Genomic DNA, 16,876 nt, shown 5'->3' on the forward strand with positions numbered 1-16,876 from the left:
AACGAACCATGGACACGATCGCGGACACGCCCGTTATCCGCCTGCATGCCGAGGATGGCGTGGTGATCGCCCGGCGCACCCTGCCGCCCGGCACCCCCGTCGCCCCCAATGTCGTGGCGCGGTCGCGGATTCCGGCCGGCCACAAGGTCGCGGTGACGGGGCATGCGCCGGGGCAGGAAATCCGCCGCTACGGGCAGATCATCGGCTTCGCCACCCAGCCCATCGCGCCAGGCGAATGGGTGCACACGCAGAACTGCGCCATGGGCGACTTCGCCCGCGACTACGCCTGGGGCGTGGACGCGCGGCCAACCCTGGCCGTGCCGGTGCCCGCCGAGTTCCAGGGCATCCGCCGCGCGGACGGCAGGGTCGCGACGCGCAACTACATCGGCATTATCACCAGCGTGAACTGCTCGGCCCATGTGGCCGACCTCATCGCGCGCGCCTTCACGAAGAACCCCTTCGTCGAGGGCCCGGACCCGCTGGCTGCCTATCCCAACGTCGACGGCGTGGTCGCCCTCACCCACAAGACCGGCTGCGGCATGACGGAGGGCGAGCCGCTGCGCGTGCTGCGCCGCGTGCTCGCCGGCTTCGCGCGGCATCCCAACTTCTCGCACGTCATCGCGATCGGGCTGGGCTGCGAGGTGAACCAGCTCGGCGGGCTGCTGGAGGAGCAGCGGCTGGCCGGCCGCCTGCGCACGCTGACCATCCAGGAGAGCGGCGGCACGCGGAAGACGGTGCAGGCCGGCATCGACTTCGTGCGCGAGGTGCTGGGCGAGGCCAACCAGGTGGCGCGCGTGCCCGTGCCTGCCAGCGAGCTCACCGTGGCGCTGCAATGCGGCGGCTCGGACGGGTATTCGGGCATCACGGCCAATCCGGCGCTGGGCGCGGCCTCGGACCTCGTGGTGCGTCACGGCGGCACGGTGATCCTGAGCGAATCGCCCGAGACCTATGGCGCCGAGCACCTGCTGACGCGCCGCGCCGTCTCGGAAGAGGTCGGCCGCAAGCTCGTGGACGTGATGCATTGGTGGGAGGAGTACACGGCGCGCGAGGGGGCGGAGATGAACGCCAACCCGTCGCCGGGCAACAAGGCCGGCGGGCTGACGACGATCCTGGAGAAGTCGCTGGGCGCGATGGCGAAGGCGGGGACGACGAACCTCGTGGACGTGCTGCGCTATGCGGAGGCGGTGCGCGAGCGCGGCTTCGTCTTCATGGACACGCCGGGCTACGACCCCGTGGGCGCGACGGGCCAGGTGGCCGGGGGCGCGAACCTGATGTGCTTCACCACGGGGCGCGGCAGCGTCTTCGGCTGCAAGCCGGCGCCGTCGCTGAAGCTGGCGACGAACACGGCGATGTTCTCCCACATGGAGGAGGACATGGACATCAATTGCGGGACGGTGCTGGACGGGACGGAGAGCGTGGGGGAGTGCGGGGCTCGGATTTTTTCCCACATGCTGGCGACGGCGAGTGGGGAGCCGACGAAGAGCGAGGCGCTGGGGTTCGGGGATGCGGAGTTTGCGCCTTGGGTGTTGGGAGCGACGATGTGAAGCAAGAAATGTATTCTATATTTAGCCGCCAATAGTCCGGATGGAATATTATGGCAACGTTCGTTATTGAATGCTCAAATTGTAATGTGAAAGTCGCGGCGGAGGAGACCGGCCGTACGGAGGCCAGTGGTTTCGATCACGAAAATTCTGAACCTTGGGGTAAAGTAATTCTAATGGGTAAATGCCCCGCGTGTGCAGTAATCTTAGTGGGAGAATCAACTCAGATTGGGTTTGAAAATATTGATTATGAAGAGGATGCATGGACAGAAATAACTCGTGTCTATCCAAGGCCTCCAAAAATTTTTACTAGTTGGAGAATTCCCCGCATTGTTAAAAAATCACTACGAGAAGCGGAAAAATGCGTTCAGGCGGGAGCAAATATCGCCACTTGCGTGATGCTCGGACGGGCATTGGAAGCGCTGTGCCGCGATATTCTCGACAAACAAGCAGAGGAAGAACAGAAGCCGAAACCTAAGAATATCACCTTATATAATGGGATTAAAAAATTAAAAGATGACAATATAATCGATGATAGATTATATAATTGGAGTCAACAACTTCATGCTTTTCGCAATTTGGCAGCTCATCCAACAGATATCGAAATATCGAGAGAAGATGTGGATGATTTAAGATCATTCGTAAATGCCATCGTGGAATATGTATATGACTTAACCGAACGATATAACGATTTCATAAAACGAAAAGAAGCTCGTGATCGAATACCGAAGCCTTCGATAAGGCCAAAATTCTAAACCAAAATTGATCAGGAAGCACATGCTGAACGTCCTAGAACCAGAATCCCTCTACCCCGACACCGCCCTCGAACAGCGCATCATGGGCGACGGGGTCCGCATCCTCACCGGCAACGCCAAGAAATCCCTCATGGAGCTCCCCGACGCGCTCTGCGCCGAGGTGGACGGCCTCATGACCCTCCGCATGGCCGTCCCGGCCGAAGCATTGGCCAAATTCCCCAGACTCAAGGTCGTGATCCGCATGGGCGTGGGCTACGACCGCGTGGACCGCGCCGAATGCGCGCGCCGCGGCATCAAGGTCTGCAACGTGCCCGACTACGGGACGCAGGAGGTCGCGGACACCGCGATCGCCCTCACCGTCGCGCTGCGGCGCGGGCTGGTGCTGCATCACGACGCGCAGCGGCAGGACCCGCCGGCGGCATGGGGCGTCATCCAGAACCCCATCGTCCGCCGCTTCGAGGTGCAGACCTTCGGCGTGCTCGGCCTCGGCCGCATCGGCACGGCGGCGGCGCTGCGGGCCAAGGCGCTCGGCTTCAAGGTCGCCTTCTACGACCGCTTCCTGCCCAACGGCGCCGACCGCGCGATCGGCGTGCAGCGCATGGAGAGCCTGGAGGCGCTGATGGCGGTCTCCGACGTGCTGTCCATCCACTGCCCGCTCACGCGCAACACGCGCGGCCTGGTCGGCGCCAAGGAGCTGGCGCTGCTGCCGAAGAACGCGGTGGTGATCAACACGGCGCGCGGCCCGATCCTGGACATCGACGCGCTGGAGGCCGCGCTGCGCTCCGGCCATGTCGCGGCCGCCGGGCTGGACGTGGTGCCGGTGGAGCCGCCGGTCGATCCCGTGCCCGCGCTCGTGCAGGCCTACCGCGCCAGGGAGTCCTGGCTGATGGGCCGCCTCGTGATCATGCCGCACGTCGCCTTCCACAGCCCCGAGGCCTGGGACGACATCCGCCTGAAGTCGGCCGAGACCATGCGCGACGTCCTCGTCCGCGGCCTCAAGACCAACGTCATCCCGCCGGAATCGGACTGACCAGCGCCTGCTCCAGCGCGGCGCCGAGCCCCACGCTCGGCGCCGGCTGCATCGGCGCCGTTCCGGGAGGCGTGCTCTCCACCGCCTCCAGTGTCGCGCGTAGGCAGTCCAGCACCGGCACGCTCAACTTGGGCTGCAGCCGTTCCGCGAGGCCGACCAGCCCCGCGCCCCCCAGCACCACCGCGCCGGCGCCCGCCGCCACCTGTTCCTCCGCCGCCTCCGCCAGCAGGCCCAGCGCGCGGTCGGGCTCGCGGGCGATCATGTCGCCGGTGGGGGTGACGGCCGCCACGCGCACCGTCTCCGGTCCATGGCCGCGCAGCAGGGCGAATTCCTCCAGCATGGGCACCCAGGCCGTGCCGCCCGTCAGCAGCGCCACGCGCGGCGCGATCCGCAGCGCGGCGGGGATGGAGGCGTCGGCCAGGCCCAGCACCGGGATGGGCAGCATCTCCCGTGCGGCCTCCAGCCCCGGGTCGCCGAAGCAGGCGATGACCACGGCGCCGAAGCCCTCGGGGTTCGTGGCGCCGACGCGCTCGGCCAGGATGTCCAGCACCGCATGCGCCGCGATGGCCGAGGCCGCGCGCGTCGCGATGTAGCGCGCCCCGAAGCGCGCCGTGACGGGCACGATCTCATGCGGGCACATGGCGCGGGCGGCGGCGGCCAGCTTGCCGGTGATCGCGGCGTCGGTGTTGCCGTTGAGGAGGAGGAGCTTCATCGACGGGCAGTTCTGCCCGGCCCCTGGGCAAAGGCAAGAGGCAGCAGGGCGAAACACCCCGCATCCACCTTGCTCCCCCGGGCCTACCTCGCGCTACATAGCTTCAGGATGGCTGGGCTGCGCCCTCCCGGTCCGCGCGGATTCGCCTGCCGTGCATCCAGTAAGGAGAAACGATGTTCTTCTACCTCCTGCGCCGGCTGATCTACGCGATCCCGATCGCGCTCGCGGTGGGCTTCGTGTGCTTCATGCTGGTGCAGATCGCGCCGGGCGACCCCATCAACGCCATCGTGCCGCCGGACGCGCCTCAGGATGTCGTGGATCAGGTGCGCCGCGACTATGGGCTCGACAAGCCGCTGCCGGTGCAGTTCGGGATCTGGCTGGGCAAGGTGGTGCAGGGCGACCTGGGCCGCTCGCTCGCGACGGGGCGGCCGGTCTGGGCCGACCTGCATTCGGCCATCGGCAACACGCTGATGCTGGCGGGCGCGGCCTCCATGATCGGCTTCGTGCTGGGCTGCATCCTCGGCGGGCTCGCGGGCACCTTCCGGGGCAGCCTGCTCGACCGCGCGGCGGTGACCACGGCGGTGGCCGGCGTCTCGGTGCCGCACTACTGGCTCGGCATGGTCATGGTCGTGATCTTCTCGGTGCAGCTCAACTGGCTGCCGGCCATGGGCGCGGGGCCGGGCGGCAGCTCCGAATGGGCCTGGAACTGGGAGCATATCCAGCACCTGATCCTGCCGGCGGTGACGCTCTCGGTGATCCCGATGGGCATCGTGACGCGCACGGTGCGCGGCATCGTGGCGGAGATCATGAACCAGGAATTCGTGACGGCGCTGCGGGGCAAGGGCCTCACCAACTGGAACATCTTCCTCCATGTCGTGAAGAACGCGGCGCCGAACGCGCTGGCGGTGATCGGCCTGCAGCTCGGCTACCTCATGGGCGGCTCGATCCTGGTGGAGACGGTGTTCTCCTGGCCGGGGACGGGGCTGCTGCTGAACAGCGCCATCTTCCAGCGGGACCTGCCGGTGCTGCAGGGGACCATCCTGGTGCTGGCCATGTTCTTCGTGACGCTGAACCTGCTCGTCGACGTCATCCAGACCACTCTCGATCCGAGAATCAAGCGCGCATGAGCACCACCACCGCCGCGGGCGCCGAGCTCGCCGTCCAGTCGCGCGAGGCTGTCGCGAAATCCCAAGGCTATTGGGCCGGGGTATGGAAGCGCCTGCGCCGCGACCCCGTCGCGATCTGCTGCGGGGCCTTGCTGCTGGTGCTTCTCGCCGTCATCGTCTTCGCGCCGCTGATCGCGCCCCATGACCCGTATCAGGGCAGCATGATGCGCCGGCTGCGGCCGCTCGGCACGCCCAACTACCCGCTCGGCACCGACGAGCTCGGGCGCGACATGCTGACGCGCCTGATCTATGGCGGCCGCCTCTCCTGGTTCATGGGGATCGTGCCGGTCGCGCTGGCCTTCGTGATCGGCACCACGCTCGGCGTGCTCGCGGGTTTCGCGGGCGGGCGCGTGAACATGCTGATCATGCGCGTGACCGACATCTTCTACGCCTTCCCCTCGGTACTGCTGGCAGTCGCGATCTCCGGCGCGTTGGGCGCGGGTATCATGAACGCGATCCTGGCCCTGACGCTGGTCTTCGTGCCGCAGATCATCCGCGTGGCGGAATCGGTGACGACGGGCGTCCGCAACCTCGATTTCGTGGATGCGGCCCGGGCGTCCGGCGCCTCGGCCTTCACCATCGTGCGGGTGCATGTGCTCGGGAACGTGCTGGGGCCGATCTTCGTCTATGCGACCTCATTGATCAGCGTCTGCATGATCCTGGCGTCGGGGCTGAGCTTCCTCGGCCTCGGCACGCGGCCGCCCGAGCCGGAATGGGGCCTGATGCTGAACACGCTGCGCACGGCGATCTACGTGCAGCCCTGGGTGGCGGTGCTGCCCGGGGTCTGCATCTTCGTGACCTCCATCTGCTTCAACCTGCTGAGCGATGGTCTGCGCCAGGCGATGGATGTGAAAGGCTGAAGTCAGCCTTTGACGTGGATGGCGGGCTAGATCCTCAAGGCCCGCCGGTACTCCTCCGGGAAGGTGGCGAGTGAACTGGCGAGCACCGTCGCCGCGCCATCCACCAGGCCGCAGCGGCCGGACCCCGGCAGAAGCCGCGTGAGATTCTCCAGCGCCCCGAGATCGGCCGGCCTTCCGGCCCCCGCCTCGATGCGCTCGAGGATACGCGAGACCTGATGCGTTCCGATCTTGCAGGAGGAGCATTGGCCGCAGGAATTCGCGGCGAAGAAGGCGACGTATTCCGCCGTCTTGCGCAGGATGCTGGTGCCCTCGCCGACCACGATCATCGCCCCCGTGCCGAGGCGCGAGCCACTGGCGCGCAGGCTCTCGAAATCCAGCGCCACGTCGAGGTCGCGGGCGGTCAGCAGCGTGTTCGAGGGACCGCCGGTGAACACCGCCTTGAAGGCCTTGCCCCCCAGCATCCCGCCACCATGCTCGAACACCAGCTCCCGCAGCGAGGTGCCCATCGGCAGCTCATGCAGGCCCGGGCGCAGCACGTCGCCGGAAAGCGAGTAGAGCTTGGTGCCAACCGCGTCGCCGAGGCCGAGCGCCCGGTACCATCTGGCGCCCCGGCCCAGCACATGCGTCACATGGGCGAAGGTCTCGACATTGTTCAGCAGCGTCGGCGCGCCGTTCACGCCCCTCTCGGCGGGGAAGGGGGGTTTGAGCGAGGGGAAGGGGAAGCCGCCCATCACGCTCGCGACGGCCGCCGTCTCCTCGCCACCGACATAGAGGCCGGAGCTGGGGCTGACGCGGATCTCCACCGGCACGCCCACGGCCTCGCCGACACGGGCCAGGAGCGGATGCCCCTGCCAGGCCGCCGCCGCTTCCCGCAGTGCCTCGACCGAAGCCGTCTCGCGCGGATTGACGTAGAGCGCGATGATGTTCGCCTTTACGGCGACGGCGCCGATCAGCGCGCCCTCGATCACCTGATGCGGCGTGCGGGAGAGCAGGAAGCGGTCCTTGAAGGTGCCTGGCTCGTCCTCGTTGCCGTTGCAGATGATCCATTTGCCGCCGCCTTCCGGAAAGGGGGGCTGGGCGGCCACGGCAGCCCATTTGCGATGCGTCGGGAAGCCGGCACCGCCCAGCCCGCGCAGGCCCGCGGCCTCCAGCATGGGAATGATGCCGGACGGCTCGGCCAGCGCGCGTTCCAGCCCCTGGCCGCCGCCGGCGGCGAGCCAAGCCCCGAGATCCGGCCCGACCTGGATGGCCTCGGCGGTAAGGACGGCGCTCATGCCGCCACTCCGCGGTCGGTCACCGCGTCGAAATTGCCGTAGGGCGGGAAGATCATCGGTGACTTCCGGGTGAGCGGCAGGCCCTGCGCCACCAGGCCGCGGCGCCAGTCGGCCAGGTGCGTCAGGCCTACGTTGCGCGGGCGCTCGCCGCGGGCATCCGTCGCGGCGGCCGCGCCGGCCAGGCGGCCATACACCACCAGCTCCAGCAGCGCGTTGCCCATCATGCGGTTGCGCCCATGCAGCCCGCCCGTCACCTCGCCGGCGCAGAGCAGGCCGGGGACCGGCGTGCGGCCCTTCGGGTCGATCACCACGCCGCCATTCTGGTAGTGCAGCGTGGGCCGGATGAGGAAAGGCTCCTCGGCCGGGTCGAAGCCGCCGCGATGCGCGAGGTGCCGCAGCGTGACGAGGCTCTTCTCCAGGATGCCCGGCTTCGCCTTCTCCAGCATCGGCGTGTCGAGGAAGATCCCCGTCTTGCCGTCCCGCGTAATGCCCCGCCCCTCCGCGATTTCGCGCAGGATGGCGGAGGCGACGACGTCGCGCGTCTGCAGCTCGTCGGTGAAGCGCTCGCCCTTCCCGTTCACCAGGAATGCGCCGGAGGAACGGGCCGACTCGCTGACCAGCGCGCCCTCCATATGCGGCGGCCAGGCGATGCCGGTCGGGTGGTACTGGAAGCTGTCCACCTCGCGGAGCGGCGCGCCGAGGCGATAGGCCAGCGCCAGCCCATCCGCCGTGGCGCCGTAATGGTTGGAGGTGGGGAAGCCCGCGAGATGCAGCCGCCCCGCGCCGCCGGTGGCGAGCACCACCGCCCCGGCACGGGCCAGTACCGGCCGGCCGCGCGCGAGATCATGCAGCACCGCGCCCGCGCAGCGCCCGCGATCGTCGCTCAACAGCTCGATCGCCGGATGGCGGTCGAGCAGCGCGATCCCGGGCTGCATGAGCGTCGCCTCCCGCAGCGCGCGCATGAGCTCCAGCCCGGTGAAGTCGCGATAGGAGAGCAGCCGGGCGGCGGTGGCCCCGCCCGGCTTCTTGCGCAGCAGCGTGCCACCCATGCGTTGGCTGTTCTCGGTGAGGTCGAAATTCATTCCCTGCTGGATCAGCCAGCGAATGGCCGCGGGCCCGTCCGAGACCAGGGCCGCGACCAGCGCCTTGTCGGCGGCGAAATGGCCGGCGCGCAGCGTGTCCTCGAAATGGCGCTGGAGGCTGTCGTCGGCGCCCACCGCGGCCTGGATGCCGCCCTCGGCCATGACGGTGTTGCTGTCGCCGATGCGCAGCTTGGTGGCGAGCAGCACGCGCGCGCCCGCGCGCGCGGCGGTCAGCGCCGCGACGCAGCCTGCGCCGCCCGCGCCGATCACCAGAACGTCGGCATCGAGGGTCGGCGCGCCGGCGATGTCCACATCCTCCAGCAGGGAATCCGCCTGCAGCAGGTCGGCGAGGATGGCCGGGCATTCCTGGCCGGCGCTGGGGCCTGCGACCAGCTTGACCATGGCGCCCGGCTGGCGGTCCGGATGATGGCCTGCCAACAGGTCCGGCACAGCGACGTCCAGCGCCTGCGCCTTGGCCGGGGCGGCGCGCCGCCAGGCTTCCAGCGCCTGCGGATAGGGAATTCCGGCGGCGCTCATGGTGATGCCTCGGGCGGCGGGTTGGCGCCGGGGGCATCGAAGTCGATGGCCTGCCGCCCGTCCGCGATCTCATGAAGGCGCATCACCAGGTCCGACGGCCGCAAGGTGAGCGAGGCGCGCATCCGCCGCACGAACTGCCCGAGATGGGCGGGGTCGATATGCTCCGGGCAGGCGGCGACGCAGAGGTTGCAGAGAACGCAATGGTCGAAGAGCTCCGCCGCCGCATCGGTCTGGCCGATGGCGGCGAGGTTCACCATGCGCTGCACGTCGATCCCCTTCGGGCAGGCGCGGTCGCAGCCGTTGCAGTGCCGGCAGTGCTTGGCCTCGGGGAAGACAGTGTCGATCTGATCGAGCGCCGTCCAGCTGTCGGTCAGGTCGTGCAGGTCGTAGGCGTGCGAACGGCGGGCGGGGAAGTGGTCGATGAAGGAAACCTGCATTCCCTCCTCGGCCAGCATCTCGCAGGCCAGCGCCGTGCTGGCCAGGCGCTCGCCCTGGCGGCGCACCAGGACGCGGCAGGCTCCGCAGACGCCCTGGCCCATGCAGCCGACATTCTCCGTCAGCGGCAGGCCGGCCCCGGTCCAGGCCTGCAGCAGGGACGCGCCTTTCCTTGCCCGGATGGCATGCCCGTCGAAGGTCAGGCCAAGCTCGGTTGCGGATTCTGAATCGACGGCCATCCGGATACCTCCCCGATCGACCGCTGGGCTCACCAGATGCCCAGCAGCTTCCACCACGCGGCGCCGAGCGTGGCGTAGATGATGAGCTCGCCCACGCACATGATGAAGCCTACCTTCCACCACTCGGCCAGCGAGACGTAGCCGCTGCCGAAGATGATGGGCGAGGTGCCGGTCGCGTAGTGGGTCAGGGTCATCATGATGGTCGAGCCCGCGATCATCATCATCAGGAACAGCCCGACATAGGCCGCCGGCACGATTCCCACGCCGACCGTCAGGAAGGCCAGCATCATGGCGCTGATATGGGCCGTCGTGCTGGCGAAGAAGTAGTGCGAGAAGACGAAGAGCAGCACGAGCAGCGCCGCCGCGGCCTCCCAGCCCATGCCGGCAGCCAGGATCCCGCCCTTCAGCAGATCCGAGAACCAGGCGATGACGCCCGTCTTGTTCAGCTGCTCGGCCATCATCACCAGGGCGCCGAACCAGATGAGCGTGTCCCAGGCGCTCTTCTCGGAGAGCACGTCGTCCCAATCGATCGTGCCGGTGATGATGAGGGTGAAGAGGCCGAGGAAGGCGACGGCCGTGGGGTCGAGCGTGAAGGCCGGGCCGAAGATCATTGCCGGGATATTGGCCCAGAGCACCAGCAGCATGGCGAAGGTGCCGATCATCACCCACTCCTTGCCGGAGAGCGGGCCCATCGCCTTCAGCTCCCTCTGCGCGTGGCCGATGGCGTCCGGCGTCGACTTCACCTCGGGCGGGGAGATGAAGGAGAGGACGAGCGGCATGAGCAGCAGGCAGGTGAGGCCCGGGACGAGCATGTAGAGCGCCCAATCCGTCCAGCTCAGGTAGAAGCTCTGGTTGGTCACCCGCGCGACGTAGTTGACCACCAGCGGGTTCGGCGCGGTGGCGGTGATGAACATGCCGGAGGTGATGGTGTTGGCATGGATGTTCACCAGCGAGAGATAGGTGCCCATCTTCCGCTCGGTGCCATTGGCGGGGTCCGAGCCGAAGGCGCCGGCGATAGACTTCATGATGGGATGCACGATGCCGCCGCCGCGCGCCGTGTTGCTGGGCGTGAAGGGGGCCAGGATCAGCTCGCAGAACGCCAGGCCGTAGCCGATCCCGACCGTCTTTCTGCCCAGTTGGCTGATGAAGATCAGGCCCACCCGGCTGCCCAGGCCGGTCTTCTTCAATCCGCGCGAGATGAGGATCGCGACCACGATCAGCCAGATCAGCGGGCTGGAGAGACTGGCCAGCGCATCCGCGACGGCGGCTCTCGAGGATGTCGCCGTTACCTGCGAAAGGGCGACGATGGTCATGGCCATCATGGCCATAACGCCGATCGGCATGACTTTGAGGATGATGGCGAGGATCGTCGTCAGGAAGATCGCCACCAGCGCCCAGGATTTCGGCGTCAGCCCCTCGGGAACGGGCAGCAGCAGCATGACGAACAGGAAGATCGTGGTGATGATGGCGGGCTGCAGCCGGAACGGCACCACGCCCTTGAAGAATTCGTAGATCGACTTCAGCCGCGCGAACATCGTGCTTCCCCATGCGGGCCCGAGACGCCGTGATCCGGTCGCGCCTGGGGTCGCGACCGGATCACGGCATCATCGAGCGTTATCCTCCGCCCCGAACCCAAACCAGATTGAGCTTCCGGCTATGTGGAGCTTATCTGATCGGGGAACGAATTGTTCAAAATATGTAGGAAAAATAAGGTTCACTTCGAATCGGGCGGCCAGACACCTTCGCGCCGGGCTCGCCCGGCGAGGCGCCGCCCGTCATGCCGGGCGGGAAAGGAACCTCGCTGATTTGCACGGCCATAGGAGCCTGAGGCATGCCGGCATGGAGGGGCAGGAAGGGTTATCCCCTAGCCTGACGGCACTTATCCCGCCTCGATCGAGAGCCCCTCCCGCTGCACCACCTCGGCCCATTTCCGCGTCTCGGCGGCCACGAAATCCGCGAAGCGCTCCGGGCTCAGCTTCAGCGGCACGCCGCCGAGCTCAGCGAAGCGCTGCTGCGTCTCCGGAAGGTCGAGCCAGGCGTTCACCTCGGCATTGATGCCCTGGACCATGGCGGGGGGCATGCCGGCGGGGCCGAAGATGCCGAACCAGGTGTTCACCTCGTAGTTCCCGAGCTCGGGCATGGTCTCGCGCATCGCCGGGACGTCGGGGAGCTGCGCGCTGCGCTCCCGGCTGGTCACGGCCAGCGCGCGGACCCGGCCGGCACGGATGTGCTCGATGACTCCGGTGAGGTTGTCGATCAGGAAGTTCACATTGCCCGCCAGCAGATCCACCTGCGCGGGCCCCGAGCCGCGGAAGGGAACGTGGATCGCCTCGGCGTTCAGCATCTGCAGCATGAGCACGGGCGAGAGATGCGTGGACTGCCCCACGCCGGTCGAGGCGTAGCTGATCTGCCCACGCCGCTGGCGAAGCAGCGCCGCCAGCTCCGCCACGTTGCGCGCGGGGATGGTGTTGTTCACCACCAGCACATTCGGCCCGGTGATGGTCCCCGCGATGGGCAGCACCTGCTCTGCCCGGTAGGGCAGGTTGCGGACCAGGGAGTAGGCGATGGCCTGTGGCCCGATATTGCCGGACATGATGGTCGCGCCGTCCGGCCGGGACCGCACCATCTCCAGGGTGCAGATCGTCCCGCCCGCGCCCGCGCGGTTCTCCGCCACGACCGAGACGCCCCAGCGCGATTGCAGCCGGGGCGCCAGCAGGCGGGCCATGATGTCGGTGGTGCCCCCGGGCGCGGCGGCGACCAGGAGCCGCACGGGCTGGCCCGGCTTCCAGTCCTGGGCTCGGGCCGCCAGGGGCAGGGCTCCGAGCGGCAGGGCGAGCGCAGCCCTGCGCCTGATGTCGTGCATTCCAGTTTCCTCCCTTTTAATTGGGAGGAAGCATGGCGGCTTTTCAGCCGTCAGGACACATCCATCTGCAGCCCTTCGCGCCGGATGACGCCGCGCCACTTCTCGATCTCGCGATTGACGAAGCTGGCGAACTGCTCGGGCGGTGCCCAGAGCGAGACGCTGCCGATCTGCGCCACGCGGGCCTTGAAGGTGTCCGTCTCGGCCAGCGCGCGCATCTGTTCATTGAGCGACTGCACGATGGGGGCCGGGGTGCCGGCCGGATAGAACTTGCCGAACCAGGTGTTCACCTCGAACTCCGCGAGCTCGGGCATGGTCTCGCGCAGGGCCGGGACGTCGGGCAGCTGCGGGTTGCGCTCGGCCGAGGTGACGGCCAGCGCGCGAACCCGCCCGCCGCGGATCTGCTCGATGCCCGATGAGAGGTTGTCGAACATGTACTGGATATTGCCGGCCACCAGCTCGATCGCCGCCGGGCCTGCGCCGCGGAAGGGCACGTGGATGCCCTCGGTCCCCGTGAGCTGGCTGAACCAAACGGAGGTGAGGTGCCCGCTCTGCCCATTGCCGGGCGAGCCGTAGGAGAGCTTGCCGGGATTAGCCTTCAGATAGGCCACCAGCTCCGGCACCGTGCGGGCCGGGACGGATGGATGCACCACCAGCACGTTCGGCCCGCGCACGCTGCCCGCCACGGGGATCAACTGCTCCGGCCGGTAGGGGAAATTGCGGTAGAGCGAATAGGCGATGGCCTGCGGGCCGATATTGCCCGAGAGGATAGTGTGCCCATCCGGGGCCTGGCGCAGGAATTCCTGGGTGCCGATGATGCCGCCCGCGCCCGAGCGGTTGTCCACCACGGCCGTCTGGCCCCAGCTCGCGGTCAGGTATTGGGCGAGGAGGCGGGCCATCATATCCGCCGTGCCGCCAGCCGCAGCCGGACAGATGATGCGGACCTGCTGGCTGGGCCGCCAGCCCTCGGCCGCGCGGGCCGTGACAAGGGCTGGCACGGCGAGCGGCAGGCCGAGCGCCGCCCGGCGGGTAAGCTGGGTCAATTCCTGGACTCCTGAAGGGATTCTGGTTGGCGCCAGGATAGCCCGGCGCCGCGCCGCTGAAACCCCCGCGTCTTTTCCCCCCTTTTCCTTTGGCCCTTCGTCGTCAGATGATGGGGCAGCAAAGACAGGGATGGGACCCATGGCGAAATTCGGCTTGAGCCAGGCGGTGCGGCGCGTCGAGGATCCGCGGCTGCTGAAGGGCAACGGACTCTACACCGGCGACATCCAGGTGCCGGGCGAGACCCACGCCTATATCCTGCGCAGCCCGCATGCCCATGCGAGGATTGTCTCGCTCGACACCGCCGCGGCCAAGGCGATGCCGGGTGTGATCGGCGTCTTCACCCATGCCGACATGGCGGCCGAAGGGGTGGGCGAGGTGCCCTGCGTCATCCCGATGAAGAACATCGACGGCAGCAGCCGCGCCAATACGCCCCATTTCGCTCTCGCGAAGGACACGGTCCGGCACGTGGGCGACGGCGTGGCGCTGGTGATCGCCGAGACGCCCGAGGCCGCGCGCGACGCCGCGGAGGCGGTGATGGTGGACTACGACATCCTGCCCGCCGTGACGGACCTCGCGACCGCGATCGACCCTGGCCAGCCGCTGGTGTGGCCGGAGGCGAAGAACAACATCTGCTTCGACTGGTCGGTCGGCGACAAGGCGAAGGTGGACGGGCTCTTCGCCCAGGCCGCGCATGTGACGAGCCTGACCGTGGTGAACAACCGCGTGGTGGTGGCGAGCATGGAGGCGCGCGCGGCGCTAGCGCAGTACGATGCGGCGGCCGGCAGCTGGACGCTCCATACCAATACCCAGGGCGCCTGGCAGGTGAAGGGCATGCTGGCCGGCGTCTTCGGCACGGAGGAGGCGAAGTTCCGCGTCGTCACCACCGATGTGGGCGGCGGCTTCGGCATGAAGCTCTTCCTCTATTCGGAGCACGTGCTGGCCTGTTTCGCCGCGCGGAAGGTGGGCCGCCCGGTGAAGTGGGTGTCGGAGCGCACCGAGGCCTTCATGTCCGACAGCCACGGACGCGACAACGTGACCCTGGGCGAGCTGGCGCTGGACAAGGATGGCAAGTTCCTGGCGCTGCGCACGCGCAACCTCGCGGGAATGGGCGCCTATCTTTCCAACTACGCCCCCTTCATCCCGACGGGCGCGGGCACGAAGGTCCTGGCGAGCGTCTACGGCTTCCAGGCGATCTACGCGCATGTCATCGGCGTGCTGACCAACACCGTGCCCGTGGACGCCTATCGCGGCGCAGGCCGTCCGGAATCCAACTACCTGGTGGAGCGCCTGATCGACACGGCGGCGCGCGAGATCGGCGTGGACCGGATCGAGCTGCGCCGGCGCAACATGGTCCCGTCCAGCGCCATGCCCTACGTCTCCGCCATGGGGCAGCGCTATGATAGCGGCGAGTTCTCCATGCTGATGGAGGAGGCGCTGAAGAGGCTCGACTGGCAGGGCTTCGAGGCCCGGCGAGCGGCTTCGGCCGCGAAGGGCAAGAAGCGGGGCATCGGCATCGCCTACTACCTGGAGGCGACAGGCGGCGCGGCGACGGAGAATGCCTCGGTCAAGTTCGCCGAGGATGGTTTCGTGGACGTCTATGTCGGTACGCAAAGCACCGGCCAGGGCCATGAGACGGCGTATGCGATGCTGACTTCGCACGAGCTGGGCGTGCCCATGGACAAGATCCGCATCAAGCAGGGTGACAGCGATACGCTGCCTTCCGGCGGCGGCACGGGCGGCGCGCGCAGCCTCTATTCCGAAGGCCAGGCCATCCTCGTCACCACTGCCTCGGTGATCGAGAAGGGGCGGCAGGCGGCCTCCGAGATTCTCGAGGCGGCGCTGATCGACATCGAGTTCGACAAGGTCCATGGCTTCCGCGTGGCGGGCACGGATCGCGAGATCGGTATCCTCGACCTCGCGGCCAAGCAGCGCGCGCGCATCGCGGCGGGCGAGGACACGATCCTGCTCGACGCGCTGGAGATCGCGAATATCGACAACCACACCTTCCCCAATGGCTGCCACGGGGCTGAGGTGGAGGTGGACCCCGACACCGGCCTCATCCACTTCGAGAAGTATGTGGTGGTCGACGATGTGGGCCATGCGCTGAACCCGCTCATCGTGCGCGGGCAGGTGCATGGCGGCGTGGCGCAGGGCATCGGCCAGGCCTTCATGGAGCGCACGGCCTATGACCCGGACAGCGGCCAGCTGCTGTCGGCCAGCTTCATGGACTACGCGCTGCCGCGCGCCGGGGATCTGCCGAACATCGAGGTGGAACTGCTCTCGGTGCCCTGCGAGACCAATCCGCTGGGCGTGAAGGGTGCGGGCGAGGCTGGGGCCGTGGGCTCGCCGCCGGCCGTGGTCAACGCGCTGGTGGATGCGCTGGGCGGCAAGGCCATCGACATGCCAGCCACGCCCGAGGTCGTGTGGAAGGCGCTGCAGGCCGCCTGATCAGAAGGGCAGCTCGAAGCGCCAGCTGCGCCGGGGCGCTTGGCGCGGCTCCGGCGCAGGAATGGCGCGGATGGCCTCGGCCATGGCGCGTGCGTGGGCGAAGCGGGTCGGGCGCCGCTTCGCCAGCGCCTTTGCCAACACGGCGTCCCACTCCTTCGCGATACCCGGCGCCAGAGTGCTGGGCGGCGTCGGGGCGTTCTCCAGGATGCGGGTCATCAGGGCGGGGGCGGGGCCGCGAAAGGGCCGCGCGCCCGTGAGGCATTCATAAAGCACCACGCCGGCCGCCCAGAGATCCGCGCGATGGTCCGCGGGCTCGCCGCGCACCTGCTCCGGCGCCATCCAGGCGGGCGTGCCGAGGAAGTTGTCGCCAGCTTCCTCGTGTCCCAGCCGCGCGACGCCGAAATCCGTGAGGCGCAAGGTGCCGTGTCCCTCCTCTGTCCCGATCGCGAGCATCATGTTGGCGGGCTTGACGTCGCGGTGGACCACGCCGCGATCATGCGCGTGCCCCAGCGCATCCAGAAGCTCGAGGGCGATGCGCGCGGCCTCGGCCTCGGCCAGCTGGCCCTCGCGCAGGAGGACCGCTGAAAGCGGCTCCCCGATCACCAGCTCCATGGCGATCCAGGCATAGTCCGGCCCGTCGCCCGCATCGTGCACCGCGACGATATGGGGATGGCTGAGCCGCGCGGCCGAGCGCGCTTCGGCTGCGATGCGCGCGGGGTCCATACCGCCTTCCCCGCGCCGGATCAGCTTGAGCGCGACGAGGCGCCGCAGCCGCAGATCCATCGCTTCGAGGACGGTGCCGCAGCCGCCGCGGCCCAGGATGTCGCGTGGCGCGAAGCGGCCCGCGATCAGTGCTTCATCGATCACCGGCCCAGCCTGGACCGGACTGGTGA

Annotated in this window: 14 protein-coding genes; 6 read left to right on the forward strand and 8 right to left on the reverse strand. The window is 68.1% G+C overall.

The window, feature by feature from the left end:
* Positions 1-8 precede the first annotated feature (8 nt).
* Genes WJM96_RS21965 through WJM96_RS21975 form a run of 3 tightly spaced genes read left to right on the forward strand, consistent with a single transcriptional unit; the run spans position 9 to position 3,326 of the window.
* A complete protein-coding gene (locus WJM96_RS21965) occupies positions 9-1,544 on the forward strand; it encodes a UxaA family hydrolase (protein WP_424814704.1) in 1,536 nt (511 codons plus the stop codon).
* 50 nt (positions 1,545-1,594) lie between these two features.
* Positions 1,595-2,296 (forward strand): DUF4145 domain-containing protein, encoded by a 702-nt coding sequence (locus tag WJM96_RS21970; protein WP_424814705.1) that lies wholly within the window; start codon positions 1,595-1,597, stop codon positions 2,294-2,296.
* 22 nt (positions 2,297-2,318) lie between these two features.
* Entirely contained in the window at positions 2,319-3,326 is a 1,008-nt protein-coding gene (locus WJM96_RS21975; RefSeq protein ID WP_424814706.1) for a C-terminal binding protein, read from the forward strand.
* Here the strand turns inward: WJM96_RS21975 and WJM96_RS21980 are convergent.
* Entirely contained in the window at positions 3,304-4,038 is a 735-nt protein-coding gene (locus tag WJM96_RS21980) for an aspartate/glutamate racemase family protein (protein ID WP_424814707.1), read from the reverse strand. The genes WJM96_RS21975 and WJM96_RS21980 overlap by 23 nt on opposite strands.
* Before the next feature lie 173 nt (positions 4,039-4,211).
* Here WJM96_RS21980 and WJM96_RS21985 point away from each other — a divergent pair, with 173 nt between their 5' ends.
* The gene (locus WJM96_RS21985; protein WP_424814708.1) at positions 4,212-5,165 is read left to right on the forward strand and encodes an ABC transporter permease; all 954 of its coding nucleotides are present in this window, start codon (positions 4,212-4,214) and stop codon (positions 5,163-5,165) included.
* Positions 5,162-6,064 carry an ABC transporter permease gene (locus tag WJM96_RS21990; RefSeq protein WP_424814709.1) on the forward strand — a complete coding sequence of 301 codons (903 nt, stop codon included), beginning with the start codon at positions 5,162-5,164 and terminating at the stop codon, positions 6,062-6,064. The genes WJM96_RS21985 and WJM96_RS21990 overlap by 4 nt, the downstream gene beginning before the upstream one ends.
* Before the next feature lie 26 nt (positions 6,065-6,090).
* Here WJM96_RS21990 and WJM96_RS21995 read toward each other — a convergent pair whose 3' ends face one another.
* The 6 genes from WJM96_RS21995 to WJM96_RS22020 all read right to left on the reverse strand — a co-directional run bounded on the left by WJM96_RS21995 (position 6,091) and on the right by WJM96_RS22020 (position 13,534).
* The gene (locus tag WJM96_RS21995; RefSeq protein WP_424814710.1) at positions 6,091-7,338 is read right to left on the reverse strand and encodes an NADH-ubiquinone oxidoreductase-F iron-sulfur binding region domain-containing protein; all 1,248 of its coding nucleotides are present in this window, start codon (positions 7,336-7,338) and stop codon (positions 6,091-6,093) included.
* Positions 7,335-8,957, reverse strand: a complete 1,623-nt coding sequence (locus WJM96_RS22000; RefSeq protein WP_424814711.1) for an FAD-binding protein — start codon at positions 8,955-8,957, stop codon at positions 7,335-7,337. Before WJM96_RS22000 ends, WJM96_RS21995 begins: the two co-directional genes overlap by 4 nt.
* Complete coding sequence (locus WJM96_RS22005) at positions 8,954-9,631, reverse strand: 4Fe-4S dicluster domain-containing protein (protein WP_424814712.1); 678 nt, start codon at positions 9,629-9,631, stop codon at positions 8,954-8,956. The genes WJM96_RS22000 and WJM96_RS22005 overlap by 4 nt, the downstream gene beginning before the upstream one ends.
* Positions 9,632-9,660: 29 nt before the next feature.
* Positions 9,661-11,166, reverse strand: coding sequence for a DASS family sodium-coupled anion symporter (locus WJM96_RS22010; protein ID WP_424814713.1), 1,506 nt, complete (start codon positions 11,164-11,166; stop codon positions 9,661-9,663).
* A 344-nt stretch (positions 11,167-11,510) separates the two neighbouring features.
* Positions 11,511-12,494: a Bug family tripartite tricarboxylate transporter substrate binding protein gene (locus WJM96_RS22015; RefSeq protein ID WP_424814714.1), complete on the reverse strand. Its 984-nt coding sequence runs from the start codon at positions 12,492-12,494 to the stop codon at positions 11,511-11,513.
* Positions 12,495-12,544: 50 nt separating this feature from the next.
* On the reverse strand, positions 12,545-13,534 hold the full coding sequence (locus tag WJM96_RS22020; RefSeq protein WP_424814715.1) for a Bug family tripartite tricarboxylate transporter substrate binding protein: 990 nt from the start codon (positions 13,532-13,534) through the stop codon (positions 12,545-12,547).
* Positions 13,535-13,673: 139 nt separating this feature from the next.
* Between WJM96_RS22020 and WJM96_RS22025 the strand changes: the two genes are divergently transcribed.
* Positions 13,674-15,983, forward strand: a complete 2,310-nt coding sequence (locus tag WJM96_RS22025; RefSeq protein ID WP_424814716.1) for a xanthine dehydrogenase family protein molybdopterin-binding subunit — start codon at positions 13,674-13,676, stop codon at positions 15,981-15,983.
* Here WJM96_RS22025 and WJM96_RS22030 read toward each other — a convergent pair whose 3' ends face one another.
* Positions 15,984-16,850, reverse strand: a complete 867-nt coding sequence (locus WJM96_RS22030) for a serine/threonine-protein kinase (RefSeq protein ID WP_424814717.1) — start codon at positions 16,848-16,850, stop codon at positions 15,984-15,986.
* Between the last annotated feature and the right edge of the window lie 26 nt (positions 16,851-16,876).

It is taken from the genome of Roseococcus sp. YIM B11640, from assembly GCF_049727625.1.
Classification (GTDB): Bacteria; Pseudomonadota; Alphaproteobacteria; order Acetobacterales; family Acetobacteraceae; genus Roseococcus.

Bases quoted from the DNA above. Each gene is read 5' to 3' on its own strand.
- WJM96_RS21990 (WP_424814709.1), top strand. From the start codon at position 5,162: ATGAGCACCACCACCGCCGCGGGCGCCGAGCTCGCCGTCCAGTCGCGC.
- WJM96_RS21965 (WP_424814704.1), top strand. From the start codon at position 9: ATGGACACGATCGCGGACACGCCCGTTATCCGCCTGCATGCCGAGGAT.
- WJM96_RS21995 (WP_424814710.1), bottom strand. From the start codon at position 7,338: ATGAGCGCCGTCCTTACCGCCGAGGCCATCCAGGTCGGGCCGGATCTC.
- WJM96_RS21970 (WP_424814705.1), top strand. From the start codon at position 1,595: ATGGCAACGTTCGTTATTGAATGCTCAAATTGTAATGTGAAAGTCGCG.
- WJM96_RS21985 (WP_424814708.1), top strand. From the start codon at position 4,212: ATGTTCTTCTACCTCCTGCGCCGGCTGATCTACGCGATCCCGATCGCG.
- WJM96_RS21975 (WP_424814706.1), top strand. From the start codon at position 2,319: ATGCTGAACGTCCTAGAACCAGAATCCCTCTACCCCGACACCGCCCTC.
- WJM96_RS22000 (WP_424814711.1), bottom strand. From the start codon at position 8,957: ATGAGCGCCGCCGGAATTCCCTATCCGCAGGCGCTGGAAGCCTGGCGG.
- WJM96_RS22010 (WP_424814713.1), bottom strand. From the start codon at position 11,166: ATGTTCGCGCGGCTGAAGTCGATCTACGAATTCTTCAAGGGCGTGGTG.
- WJM96_RS22005 (WP_424814712.1), bottom strand. From the start codon at position 9,631: ATGGCCGTCGATTCAGAATCCGCAACCGAGCTTGGCCTGACCTTCGAC.
- WJM96_RS22015 (WP_424814714.1), bottom strand. From the start codon at position 12,494: ATGCACGACATCAGGCGCAGGGCTGCGCTCGCCCTGCCGCTCGGAGCC.
- WJM96_RS22025 (WP_424814716.1), top strand. From the start codon at position 13,674: ATGGCGAAATTCGGCTTGAGCCAGGCGGTGCGGCGCGTCGAGGATCCG.
- WJM96_RS21980 (WP_424814707.1), bottom strand. From the start codon at position 4,038: ATGAAGCTCCTCCTCCTCAACGGCAACACCGACGCCGCGATCACCGGC.